2 protein-coding genes and 2 pseudogenes are annotated in these 14867 nt (G+C 45.8%); all 4 read left to right on the forward strand.

The genetic code is table 11. From position 1 onward, the window contains the following. On the forward strand, window positions 1-8916 hold an 8916-nt coding region (locus tag ASE42_RS00660; protein WP_056766799.1), incomplete at its 3' end, for a non-ribosomal peptide synthetase. Between the two features lies 1 nt (window position 8917). After that, window positions 8918-9316: pseudogene (locus ASE42_RS19135) on the forward strand (AMP-binding enzyme); the annotation flags it as partial. A 1-nt stretch (window position 9317) separates the two neighbouring features. Continuing rightward, a pseudogene (locus ASE42_RS00670) lies at window positions 9318-10960 on the forward strand (condensation domain-containing protein); the annotation flags it as partial. A gap of 43 nt (window positions 10961-11003) precedes the next feature. Further along, entirely contained in the window at window positions 11004-14837 is a 3834-nt protein-coding gene (locus tag ASE42_RS00675; protein ID WP_056765097.1) for a non-ribosomal peptide synthetase, read from the forward strand. Window positions 14838-14867 lie beyond the last annotated feature (30 nt).

Consider the following 14867-nt stretch of genomic DNA (forward strand, 5'->3'; position numbering starts at 1 on the left):
ATGAGCAAGCAGAAAATTCAAAAGGTATATCCTTTAACACCAATGCAAGAGGGCATGCTGTATCATGCCATGCTAGACCCTAATTCCTCCTCTTATTTCACACAGCTTGAGCTTGGAATAAGCGGAGATTTTGATCTCGATCTTTTTGAAAAGAGTCTCAATGAACTCGTACGGACATATGACATTCTGCGTACAGCCTTTGTCTATCAGCAATTACAAAAGCCTCGTCAGGTTGTACTGGCTGAACGTCATATAGATGTGTATAGAGAAGATCTATCTCATCTGAATCATCAAGAGCAGAAAAAGGTATTGGATCAATATAAAAAGCAAGTGAGAAAGCAAGGATTTCACTTAACGAATGATCTGTTGTTGAAAGTCGCTGTTTTTCAATTAAATGAAACAAACTGGCACCTGATTTGGAGCAACCATCACATTATTATGGATGGTTGGTCCATGGGTGTTTTAATGAAAAAACTGTTTCATTACTATGAATCTTATCGGAACGGTCGAACGCCGGATCGCTCACAAGGTAAGCCTTATGCGGACTATATCCAGTGGCTTGGAAAGCAAAACAAACAAGAAGCGGAAGACTATTGGACGGAGCGGCTGGATGGTGCTGTTCAGCACCAAGGGCTGCTGCAGCAAAAAGAAGCGAACGGACAATATGACCATCAGGAATGGACGTTTACATGGGACGCTCAAACCGTACAAGCCATTCAAGAAGCGGCAAGACAATGCCAAGTGACAGCACCGAACCTTTTTCAGGCTGTCTGGTCCGTTCTTTTAGGCACCTATCATGCAGCAGATGATGTCACATTCGGAACAGTCGTATCAGGCAGACCTCCAAGTGTGTCTGGGATTGAGCGGATGGCAGGGCTGTTTATCAATACGATACCTGTTCGGGTGACATTAGATCAGGAGCAGACCTTTAAACAGCTGTTTCAAAAGGTTCAGCAGCATGCATTGGAAGCGGAAAACTATGATTTTATGCCGCTTTATGACATTCAGCAGAAAACGGCTGCTGGAGGAAAGCTCTTTGATCATTTGGTTGGGTTTGAAAACTATCCTTTAGATCAGGAGCTGTCTGGTGACACCATGTCTGCACGTCTCGGTTTTGCCATTGATGTAAAGGACGGATTTGAACAAACGAATTTCGATCTCAATGTACTTGTCTATCCTGGTGAAACGTGGACATTGAAATTCAAATACAATGCGATGGCTTTTGAAGAAAAGGTCATTGAAAACATATCAAAACATCTGACCAATCTCATGAAGCAAATCATTCACAATCCTGATGTGCGTCTTCATGAAGTGACATGTATTACAGAAGAAGAAAAGCAGCTGATTGAAGCGTGGAACCAGACGGAGCGAGATTATCCGAAGCATCTGTCCATTCCTGAGCTGCTCGATGAACGTATCAAGGCGCAGCCTGACCATCCGGCATTAGTCGAAGGCGAGCGAACATTCACATACGAAGAGCTTGGACAAGAAATCCGTCGTTTAGCGAGCAGTCTTGTAGAAAACGGCGTTCAGCGGGGGGATGCTGTCGCGGTATATATGAACCGATCAGCAGATGCGGTGATCTCTATTTTAGCCATTTTACATGCAGGGGCTGCTTATGTACCGATTGATCCAGCTCAGCCTGAGGAGAGAATCCGTTGGATGCTTGAAGACAGCGGCGTATCCGTTTTGCTCTATGCTGACAGCCAGCCGCCAGTTGATGAAAGCATCAAAGCTGTTCATGTGACCGGCATGTCTCATCACTCACAAGCGGAGTTATCAGTCGAGACGTCTCCATCTCAATTGGCATATATCATGTTCACTTCGGGATCAACTGGACGGCCAAAAGGAGTTCAAATTGAGCATCAGCATATTGTGAGGTTAGCATGCTCTCAGGAAAAAATAGGGTTGAACACGTCGGATCGTATGGCGCATACAGGAGCTGTCAGCTTTGATGCGATTACCCTTGAAATCTTCACTACGCTTCTGAATGGGGCGACGCTTTATCCTGTTGACCGTGATACTTTATTGGATATTCACCGATTTGAACAATTTATCCAAACACATCAGATCACAGCGCTCTTTTTAACGACTGGTTTATTTAATCAGCTCGCTCAGCAGCGGCCGCAAATGTTCAAAGGGTTAAAAACATTATTCACCGGCGGTGATGTGATCAATGTGAAAAGTGCGGAGCTTGTGAAAAAGCATCATCCATCAATTACCTTGCTGAATGTCTATGGCCCAACTGAAAATACAACCATCTCGACCATTTACGAAGTAAGAGGAGATGAAATGGGCCCGATCCCAATTGGTCAGCCGATCAATCATACGTCAGCTTATATTTTAGATGACTATCAAAGACTTCAGCCAATTGGAGCCCCAGGAGAGCTGTATGTGGGCGGAGATGGTGTTTCAAGAGGGTACATCAAACGTCCAGATTTGACTGATCAAGTATTCATGGCAGATCCTTTTAAGCCGTCAGGACGGATGTATCGAACGGGGGACTTGGCTAGATATGGTGCAGATGGTCAGATTGAATTCCTCGGCCGGGCCGATGATCAGGTGAAAATTCGTGGTTTCCGTATTGAGCTTGGTGAAATTGAATCAGTGCTTCACCAAGAAGTGGGCATAGATGAAGCAGTTGTACTTGTTCAGCAGCTTTCTTCAGATGAAAAGGAAATCATCGCTTACTTCACAGGGTCACTGACAGAAGAAGAGGTACGAGATGTATTCAATCAAAAACTGCCAGCTTATATGGTGCCGCACCATATGATGAAGCTGGATACCTTTGCACTGACATCGAACGGGAAGGTAGATCGAAAAGCTTTACCTAAGCCTGACGAAGTGCATCGCAAGGAAATCAAAATCATTCTGCCTGAGACCGAGACAGAAAAGGCACTCGCTGACATTTGGGAGGAGCTTCTTGGGAAAACGGTTGGGGTAGACGAGCATTTCTTTATGGCTGGCGGGCACTCGCTCAAAGCGATGATGATGTCTGCGAAGGTTCAAGAAGTGCTTCAAAAGGAAGTGCCGATTCAAGTGATTTTCGAGAAGCCGACGATTCGTTCATTAGCGGCTTACATCGATCAGGATGGTCAAGAAGAAGCCGGACATCCTATTTTGCCAGCAGAGCAGGCGGACGAATATCCGGTATCACCAGCTCAGCGACGTTTATACATTTTGCAGACACTTGAACCTGACAGCACGAATTATCATATTCCGATCGTCTTAACGCTTGAAGGTACACTCGAATATCAGCGGCTCAAATCAGCATTTAATCAGTTAATCCAAACACATGAAATCTTAAGAACGAGCTTTCATATGAACGGGGAAGACATTGTCCAAAGGGTGCATGAATGGACTGAATTTGACCTTCCTGTTCATGACATCAAGGAAGAAGAGGCGGAGGCATTTCTTAATGAACGTCAATCGCCATTTGATTTAACAGCAGCACCCCTTTTGCGAGCTCAGCTGCTGAAAGTCAGTGAGAACCGTCACCTTCTCGTCTTGGAAGCACATCATCTCATTACAGATGGCAGCTCCATGAAGACATTCATTCAAGATTTGGCGAAGGCTTACGGTGGAGAAGCTCTTGCTGAACGAGCCCTTCATTATAAAGATTACGCTGTCTGGCAGCTAAGTGAAGAAGAAACGGAGAAACAGAAGGAGCATGAAGCGTATTGGCTGAAGCAATTTGAAGGAGATTTACCGATTTTAGAGCTGCCAACTGATTATCCGCGTCCAGCAGAACGTGATTTTACTGGAGAACGATTCATGTTTGGCTGTGATCAAGCAACGACTCAGCGAATTCAGGAACTGCTTCAGAAAACCGATACGACCATGTATATGTTCTTGTTATCCGCCTTTCAGGTGCTGCTTGCCTCCTATAGCGGGCAGGAAGATATCATTGTGGGTTCCCCTGTTGCTGGACGGACACACCCTGATATCCAAGACATGCCGGGGATGTTTATCAACACCATTGCGATGCGCGGAAAACCAGAACAAACCAAAACATTTTTACAGCTGCTTGAAGAAATAAAAGAAACAAGTGTTGATGCTTTTGCACATCAAAGCTATCCGCTCGAAGAGTTAATTGCACATCTTCCATTAGACCGTGATACAACTCGGAGCCCGCTTTTTAGCGTGTCATTTAACATGCAGAACATGGAGGTACCGGCGCTAAAGCTCGGCGATCTGCACATTTCGCCTTATGCCATTCAGCATCACTCGGTCAAATTTGATCTATCTTTAGAAGCATTTGAACGCGAGGGAGCATTAAAGCTGAGCTTTGACTATGCAGCGGCATTATTTAAAGAAGAGACCGTCCGCAGGTTCGGAACTCATCTTCTGGCGATTATTCGGGAGGCGGTTCGTCATCCAGAGGAACAGATCGGCTTGCTCCATATACTGGATCCGCATGAACAAATAGAGCGTCTGGAGAAAAAAGCCGAAGGACAAACGAATCGTCATGAGCCATTCCATGTCCAATTTTCACGTCAGGCGAAGGAAACACCGGATGCTATCGCCGTCATGGATGATCAAAGAAAACTCACCTATCGCGAGCTTGAGGATATGTCATATGCACTTAGCTGTGAGCTTAAAAAACGAGGCGTCGAGAAGGAACAAACTGTGGCACTGATCCTTGATCGCTCTGTCTATGTCATCGTCTCCATGCTTGGTGTGATGAAAGCAGGAGGAGCGTTTGTCCCGATGGATCCGGCCTTTCCGGCTGAACGAATCCGCTACACATTAGAGGATTCAGGTGCACAAGTCATCGTGACAAATGAGTCTCTAGCAGATTCCTATCAAAATCATAAGTCGATTCAAGTGGTGCAGGTTGAACAAGCAGTGCATCAAAGCCATCCACTAGAATTACCGGAAGTATCGGTTGATCAGCTTGCTTATGTCATTTACACATCTGGGACAACGGGGAAGCCGAAGGGTGTACAGCTCACGCATCGTAATCTATCACACTATGTCAGCTGGCTGATAAATGAGGTGACATTGCAGGAATGTGATCGGACGGCACTGCTTTCTTCTTATGCATATGATCTTGGTTACACAAGCATTTTCCCTGTTTTAAAAGCAGGGGGGACACTCTATGTTCCTCATGAAGACGTGTATACAGACCCTGTACGTCTGATGCGGTTGATTGATGAACAAGAGCTGACTTATATCAAAATGACACCATCCTTATTTCATATGATGGCAGATTCTAAGGAACATTCATTTAATGCTTTACGCCTGGTGGTACTTGGAGGAGAACCGGTGATCCCTGAGGATGTTGAAACATTTATGATGCAGCATCCATGCGTGGCAGTAATGAACCATTACGGTCCGACTGAGACAACCATTGGTACAGTGACCAAGCTGATCACACCGCAAGAGCTGGACGCTTTGAAGGAACGATCTTTGATCGGACAGCCAATTGCTCACACAAGAGCGCTCGTATGCAATCAGCAGCAGCGGCTTGTTCCTTATGGCGCGCCGGGAGAGCTTTATATATCTGGAGAAGGCGTGTCGAGAGGATATTTGAATCAGCCTGAATTAACAGCAGAACGTTTTCTTGAAAATCCATATGATCCTCAAGAGAGAATGTATCGCACAGGGGATTTGGTCAGACAGCATGTAAATGGAGATATTGAGTTTCTTGGACGAGTCGACGATCAAGTGAAAATCCGCGGCTATCGCATTGAGAAACAGGAAATTGAGCATGCCGCACGTGCTCTGGCATCTATTCAAGAAGTCTATGTAAAAGTCCTGCACCTGTCCGGGTTGCCGGAGCTTGCACTCTATTACACAGCGCCTGAACACATTGGAACACTGACGTTTAGAGAAAATCTTGCGGAGACACTGCCGGACTATATGATTCCAACGTACTTTGTGAAAGTCGATCACATTCCACTCACCCAAAACGGAAAGGTGGATGCGAAGTCTCTGCCGCTTCCGCATGAGGTACATATGAACCGTACGGCGCATGTGGCACCAGAAACGGAACTTGAGCGGGTGCTGTGTGACATTTGGTCAGAAGTTCTTGGGGTGGAACAAATAGGTGTTCATGACCACTTCTTTGAATTAGGAGGTCATTCCCTCAAGGGCATGGTGCTCATTTCGAAGGTGCAGGCGAAGCTGAACAAGCATGTGCCGCTCAAAGTCCTTTTTGAAAAACCAACCATACGGGCAATGGCAGCCTACTTGGAAGAAACGGATTCTTCGGTGGTGACATCCATTCAGCCAGCGGAAAAGCAAGATTTCTATCCCGTCTCTTCTGCTCAAAAGCGTATGTATGTACTGCAGCAGCTGCATCCAGAAGCAGTCACTTATCATATGCCAGCCGTTTTAATGATGGAAGGCAGCCTTGATGTGAAGCAGCTGGAAGCAGCGCTTCAAGCCTTGATCGACAGACATGAATCCCTTCGGACAGCCTTTGTCGAAATTGACGGCGTGCCCGTTCAAAAAGTCTATCGCCAAGTGCCTTTTACATTAGAGGTTGATGAAATAGAGGGCGATCAGGAGCAGTCTGTCATCGAGTCATTCATTACACCATTCTCATTACATCAAGCACCATTAATGAGGGCAAAAGTGGCGAAGCTTTCTGATGAGAAATATGTATTCATGATGGATATGCACCATATCATTGCAGATGGTGTCACACGCAGCCTGCTCATTCAAGAACTCGCAGAGCTGTATGAGAAAAAGACGTTACCGCCAGTTCAGCTGCATTACAAGGATTTTGCGGTATGGCAGCAGGAAGAAAAGCAGCAGTCACTGCTTGAGAAACAGCGGCAGTATTGGCTGGAGCAATATGCACAGCCGCCGGAAGACTTAGCACTGCCCCTTGATTTTCCGCGTCCTCAAGTTCAGTCATTTGAAGGAGGACGAGTCGATAGATGGTTGTCTGCTGAAAAGGTGCAGTCCATCAAAACGCTTATGGCGGAAAAAGGTGTGAGCTTGAACATGGTGATGCAAACGGCATTTGCCATTTTCCTTTCCAAGTTAACTGGGCAGACAGATATCGTCATAGGCGCTGTGACCGCAGGACGTACGCATGCTTCGATCGAACGGGTTCCAGGCATGTTTGTCAATACACTGGCTCTTCGAAACGAAGTGCAGCCAGAAGAAACGACAGCGCAGCTGCTTGAAAAAATGAAAGATCGCAGCCTATCAGCCTATGAACATCAAGAATACCCGTTTGAGGAATTGGTGGCTCAGTTAGATCTTCCGAAAGACACGAGCCGCAATCCATTGTTTAGTGTCATGCTGACAACAGATGACCGTGACCTGATGTTACCGGATTTGAATGGACTCAAGCTGTCGCAAAAGCAGCAAGATACCGTTCATGCAAAATTTGATATAACGCTCGGTGTATTTGAAGAAAATGACCAAGTGGGCTTGCGCTTTGAGTATGCAGCGGCCCTGTTTAAAAAGAGCACCATTCAGCGCTGGAGCCGATATATTGAAAAAATCATAGATGATATGCTGGCTAAGCTGAATCAGCCAATTTCAGCGCTATCTCTCATAACTGAAGAGGAAAAACGAGAGCTGATCAATGAATGGTCAGGACCTGCCCTAGACGTCCCGTTAGATAAAACCGTTCATGCCTTGATTGAGGCTAAGGCACAAGAAGCACCTCACCAAAAAGCGGCAACCTTCTGCGGAACGAGCTGGACGTATAAAGAGTTGAACAGCCGGGCGAATGTAGTCGCTTCAAGACTCATCGCAAACGGCACAAAACCAGGAGACCGCGTCGGCATTCTCACCCGTCCGTCCCTTGATATGACGGCAGCTGTTCTTGGCGTTCTCAAGGCAGGTGCGGCATTCGTCCCAATTGATGCAGACTATCCAGCGCAGCGTATTGCATACATGCTGGAAGACTGCGGGGCAGAGGTACTTCTAATGCAAAAAGAGCTTACTGCACCACCTTCCTTTACAGGTCATGTCCTGTTCATAGAAGATGCCGTAGAAGGAGAAGCTCACGAGATTCAGATGCATGTGAAGCCAACAGATCTCGCTTATATGATTTACACGTCCGGGACGACAGGACAGCCGAAGGGTGTCATGGTCGAGCACCAGTCCCTTGTGAATCTTGCATTCTGGCACAATGAAGCCTTCCAAGTGACGAAAGACGATCGAACTGCGAAATATGCCGGCTTTGGCTTCGATGCCTCCATTTGGGAGATGTTCCCGACGTGGATTGCCGGCGCAGAGCTGCATATCATCGACGAAGCGATTCGTCTCGATATGATCAAACTCAATACGTATTTCAATAAAGAAGACATCACCATTGCCTTCCTGCCAACGCAGTTATGCGAGCAGTTTATGTCAATGGACAACCATTCTCTGCGTTATTTACTAACAGGCGGAGATAAGCTGAAACAGGTAAAGCCAGTTCCATACAAACTAGTGAATAACTACGGTCCAACTGAAAATACAGTCGTAGCGACAAGTGGAGTCATCGATCCAGAACAAGGCACGATTCCGATAGGAACAGCCATTGCCAATACACGTTTTTACATCATGGGTTCGTTATATGACCTGTCGCCGCCAGGCGTACCGGGCGAGCTCGTCATTGCAGGAAAAGGACTGGCGAGGGGCTACTGGAATCTTCCAGAGGAAACCGATAAACGATTTGTCCCAGATCCATTTTATCCAGGCGAGCGCATGTACCGTACAGGGGATTTAGTGAAATGGACAGACGATGATGATCTAATTTATCTCGGCAGAATAGATCATCAGGTCAACATCCGCGGCTTCCGTATTGAGCTGTCAGAAATTGAAGCCCAGCTCCTGACGCTGGATTCGGTCAAAGAAGCTGTCGTGACCACGGTCAAAGGTGCGGATGATCAGGACGCTCTTGCCGCTTACGTGATTACGGAGAACGATACAGATACAGAGGACTTAAAAGAAAGCCTGAAANCGCTCTTCCGATCTCGCAGCTCCTGACGCTGGATTCGGTCAAAGAAGCTGTTGTGACCACGGTCAAAGGTGCGGATGATCAGGACGCTCTTGCCGCTTACGTGATTACGGAGAACGATACAGATACAGAGGACTTAAAAGAAAGCCTGAAATGCACGTTGCCTGAATATATGGTACCAGCATGGATCGTAAAACTAGACCAATTTCCAATGACGGCCAATGGAAAAGTCGATCTGAAAGCATTGCCAGCTCCTGATATGGAAGCGAACCAAACGGTATACGAAGCCCCAAGAGATGAAGTGGAAACACTGCTTTGCGGCATTTGGGAAGATGTCCTTGGCGTCAGCCAAGTCGGCATCAACGATCACTTCTTCTTCCTTGGCGGAGATTCGATTAAAGGNATGAAGTGGAAACACTGCTTTGCGGCATTTGGGAAGATGTCCTTGGCGTCAGCCAAGTCGGCATCAACGATCACTTCTTCTTCCTTGGCGGAGATTCGATTAAAGGTATCCAAATGGCAAGCCGACTCACGCAAGCAGGCTGGAAGCTCGATATGAAACTTCTATTCCAGTACCCAACGATTGCAGAGCTGCGCCCATATATCGAAGAAGCCGATCAAATGACAGCTGACCAATCACCTGTCGAAGGAGAAGTCATTTTAACACCGATTCAACGCTGGTTCTTTGAACGAGCATTCAGCGATCAGCACCATTGGAATCTCTCGATGATGCTTCATGCACCAAATGGATTTGACCTTTCCATTACAAAACAAGTCATGCAAAAACTGCTTTCACATCATGATGCACTGCGTATGGTATACAAGCAAGAACATGGCGGCATCCTGCAATACAACCAGCGGGAGCTCACGGAACCGCTGGAGATTATTTCTCAAGATGTCTCAAAAGAGCACGACGTGAAAAAGGCTATTTCCACATATGCCAATGAGTATCAGCATCAGCTGAACCTCGAAACAGGTCCGTTAATGAAAGTGATTTGTTTCCATGCAAAAGATGGCGATCATTTACTCATCGTGACACATCATTTAGTCATTGACGGTGTCTCATGCCGAATTTTACTAGAGGACTTTATGTCTCTATATCAGCAGGCAGCTCAGGGACAAATGCTTGTCCTGCCGCTGAAAACTCATTCCTTTAAAGAATGGGCAGAGGCCATTGAACGTTATGCACAGTCACAGCCATTAAAAAATCAGCAGGAGTATTGGGTAGAGATTGAAAGCAAACCATTAACCACATTACCTGTTGATCATGAAGTGACAAAAAGAAAAGTTGCCGAAACCAAATCAGTTCAAATGCAGCTGACAGAAACAGAAACTGAGCATCTTTTGACCGATATTCATCTGCCGTACACAACGGAAATGAACGATATTCTTTTATGTGCTCTCGGTCTTGCTGTTCAAGAGTGGACAGGTGAGTCCCATGTACATGTGCAGCTTGAAGGTCATGGTAGAGAGGATATTTTATCAGGGCTGGATGTCTCTCGCACGATTGGCTGGTTTACGAGTATGTATCCAGTTGTACTTGAAGCGAAGCCGGATCAGACCATAGCTGATGCTATTAAAGGAACGAAAGAAATGCTGCGGCGTGTGCCAAATAAAGGAATTGGATACGGAATCTTAAAATACATGACAGCCGCTGAACCGTCAGGACAGCACGTACAGCCTGAAATCAGTTTGAACTATCTTGGACAGATTGATCAGGAAGTGACGACAGAACTCTTTGGGCCGTCGACTTATGATATGGGACGACAAGCAAGCCCTGATTCGGAAGCTGTTTATAAGCTGAACCTTAGTGGTCTTGTTCAACAAAATCGATTCATTTTGTCTTGTTCCTATTGTGCAAGTGAATATGAAGAACAGACGATACAGCAGTTCATGGCATTGTTGAAGGGGAAAATTCAATCCATCATCACCCATTGCTTAGCGCAGCAAGAACGGGAATTTACGCCAAGTGACTTCTCTGCGGCTGACCTTGAAATGGATGAAATGGACGACATTTTTGACATGCTTGAGGAGAAATTGACTTAACAACACGAGATGAATCATAAAAAAGGAAGGGAGGATGAAATAGATGAGTCAATTTAAAAGGGATCAAGTTCAAGACATGTATTATCTGTCACCGATGCAAGAAGGAATGCTGTTTCATACCCTCCATCATCAGGAAAAGGGCTTTTATGTAGAGCAAATGGATATGAACGTTAAGGGCACACTGCGTTATGACTTACTTGAGAAAAGCATGAATATCATCGTGGAGCGGTACGATATTTTTCGTACCGTGTTTCTCCACGAAAAAGTAAAGCGCCCTGTCCAAGTTGTACTAAAAGAACGTCCTTTTACACTTGATGTTGTGGACTTGCAAGATCTTTCTGAAGACGAACAGCTTGAACGTATAGAGAAATTCAAACAACAGGATCAGCTGAGAGGATTTGACCTCTCGAAGGATTCTCTCATGCGGGCGTCTGTTTTCCAAACGGGCCCTGCCAGCTATCGCTGGATATGGAGCTATCATCATATCCTTCTGGATGGCTGGTGCTTTGGACTTGTGGTGCAGGAGTTATTTGCGATTTATCATGCACTTTTACATGACGTCCCTTACAAGTTAGAGCCGGTCAAACCATATAAAGAATATATAAAGTGGCTGGAAAAACAAGATAAGCAAGCATCACTTCAATATTGGCAGCAATCATTAGCAGGGTTTGATGGACAATCGACCTTTAAAGAGCAGCGGAAACAAACGAATGAACATGAATTAGGCGAAATTAAGTGGTCCATGAGCAAAGAAGAAACGGCCGCTTTATCAGAGTTAGCGCTGCAGCAAAATGCAACGTTAAGCAGTGCGCTTCAATCCGTTTGGTCGATTCTGCTGAGCAGGTATCAGCGGTCAAATGATGTGCTGTTTGGAACAGTTGTGTCAGGACGTCCGGCAGACTTGGCTGGCGTTGACAGGATGGTTGGATTGTTCATTAATGTCATCCCAAGAAGAATTCAGCTGACAGATCACATGACATTTCGTACACTCCTTTCAGAAACACAGCAGCAGTCTCTTGCAGCCGAGCCGCACCAATATATTCCGATTTATGATATTCAGGCAAAGACAGGTCAGCAGCAGCTCATTGATCATATTGTTGTGTTTGAAAATGTTCCAGCTGCAAAGAAGGACGAGCAAGAAGCACGGTTAGGGTTCACGGTGGAGGACATGAATGTCTATGAAAAATCAAACTATGATCTCAATCTGCTCGCATCGCCTGGAGAAGAATTACTATTGAAGCTGGCCTTTAACCAAAGAGCGTTTGATCCTCAATTTGTTCATAAGTTAAAGGAACAGCTCAGCCTATTGATACATGAGGCGGTCAAGCATCCTGATCAATCGGTTCATACACTCCCATTCGTCACAAAACAGGAAAAACAGCTGATTCTTGAGGAATGGAATGCACCTGAGCTTGAGCATGACCAGCTGTATTTATCGAAATGGTTTGAGCATAATGTCCGCAAACAGCCAAATGCAGTGGCGCTATCAGCAGAAGAGCAAACGATGACATATGCTGAACTGAATGAACAAGCCAACCGATTGGCAAGGCATTTGCAAAAAAATGGGGCCGAACATCAAACGGTCATCGCCATTTTAGCCGATCGAACGCCTGAACTCATTGTCAGTCTGCTTGCTGTCTTAAAAGCAGGCGCAGCCTATGTGCCAATTGATCCCGACTATCCAGAAAGCCGCATTCAATACATGCTTAAAGACAGCGGAGCGACGCATCTTCTGACTCACTCATCCTTTATTGGTCAGGCGAAGGGACTTGGGTTTGCTGGCACGTATCTGTTTGCAGATGATCAGGAGATTTCACTAATGAGCTCAGAGAATCTGCCGCTGGAAGCAGGTTTACACGATACGGCATATATCATGTATACATCAGGCACAACGGGTCAGCCAAAAGGCATCATGACAACCCATTCCAATATTGCCCGGGTGGTCAAAAATACGAACTACTTAACCATTTCAGAAACAGATACACTACTGTCGCTATCCAACAGCGTATTTGATGGCTTTACCTTTGATGTATACGGTGCACTTTTAAACGGAGCAAAGCTTGTCCTGCCGAAAAAAGACACCATTTTAGATATGCATGAGCTGACGGAGCTGATTAAAAGAGAAAGCATTTCTGTCATGTTTGTTCCAACTGCTTTATTTAATCTTCTTATTGATGAAGAAACCGATTGGATGCGCAGTGTGCGCAAGGTGCTGTTCGGAGGTGAGCGTGCATCTGTACAGCATGTGAGAAAAGCCTTTGGTGTCATGGGGAAAGGCAGACTAATCAATGTCTACGGCCCAACTGAATCAACGGTTTTCGCCACCTATTATCCTGTAGATGAAGCTCCGCCGATTGAAGCGCATTCTATTCCAATCGGAAAGCCGATTAACCAAACGGGTGCTTATATATTGAGCCAGCAAGGACAGCTTCAGCCGATTGGAATGGTTGGAGAACTTTGTCTCAGCGGCAAAGGGCTTGCGAAGGGGTATTTGAATCGTCCTGATCTGACAAAAGAAGCCTTTATCACACATCCATTTGCTGCGGGAGAAAGGCTGTATCGTACGGGAGATTTGGCTTATTTTCGAGCAGATGGTCTGATTGAGTATGCAGGCAGAGTGGACGATCAGGTGAAAATTCGCGGCCACCGAATTGAGCTGACAGAAATTGAAGCCCACCTTCTCATGCATCCAGGCGTAAAGCAAGCTGCCCTTATGACGGATCAGCATGGCTCGCAGCATACAAGACTGCTCGCCTATATGACGTGTGAGGAGGAATGGAAAGACAAAGTTGATGTGATCAAGTCAGGGCTGAAGGAGAAACTTCCGGCTTACATGCAGCCTCATGAGCTGATCAGACTTGAGAAAATGCCGCTGACACCAAACGGTAAGATTGATAAACGTCAGCTGCCAAAGCCGGAGACGCCTCAAGGAAACCGCCATGTGAAGCTTCCGGCCAATGAGATAGAACAAAAGCTGCTTGTCATGTGGCGTGAAGTGCTTGAACGAAATGATATCAGTACAGATGACCATTTCTTTGAGCTTGGCGGACATTCTTTAAAAGCGATGTCACTTTTATCAAAGGTGTCGAAGGAATTCGATGTTCAGGTGCCTATTCACTTGCTGTTTGAGACGCCGACAATTGAAGCCATCAGCCGTTATATTCAACAGCAGGATCATGAAGCTGCCGGCTATCTTGTATTCAATGAATCTCAAACGCCAACAGTCTTTGCTCTTCCGCCATTACCGGGCTACGGCTTTATCTATCAGGAAGCTGCCAAAACGCTTGATAGCGTTCGTTTGATCGCCTTTGACTTTATTGAAGCTGATCAACGCATGACGCAATACGTTCAGCATATTCAGCACCTTCAGCCTGAAGGACCGCTGACTTTGATGGGCTACTCTGGCGGGTGCTATCTGGCCTTTGAGCTCGTTCAATCGCTTGAACAAGTAGGACGGACGGTGGAAAAGGTCATCATGATCGATTCCTATAAGAAAATTGGTGAAAGTGATTTAGAAGGACGATCCATTGATGACGATATCGCAGCGATTGTCCATCAATCAAAGCAAAGTGAACTTGCCCAAGAAGAGCTCGTTCAAGAAGCGCTTGCTCAAAAAACGCGGGCCTATTATGAAACATTTGTTAAGGGGGTGAATCAAGGAAAGATACAAGCAGATATTGATTTCATCCAATCAGAAGAGCAAATTGATATTCCAGACTGGATGGATCATTGGGAAGATGCGACGACCGGTGCTTATCGCTATTATCAAGGCTATGGTCAGCATGCTGACATGTTCAAAAACAAAGAATGTGCAGCCCAAAATGCCCAGCTGATCCAAAAGATCGTCAATCAAAAAAATAGAGAAGCCGTTTTGTAAACTTTAGATCAGGCAGGGGTGCACATTAGC

Origin of the sequence: Bacillus sp. Root920 (genome assembly GCF_001429445.1) — a bacterium.
GTDB lineage: Bacteria > Bacillota > Bacilli > Bacillales > Bacillaceae > Bacillus > Bacillus safensis.

Bases quoted from the DNA above. Each gene is read 5' to 3' on its own strand.
- ASE42_RS00675 (WP_056765097.1), top strand. From the start codon at position 11,004: ATGAGTCAATTTAAAAGGGATCAAGTTCAAGACATGTATTATCTGTCA.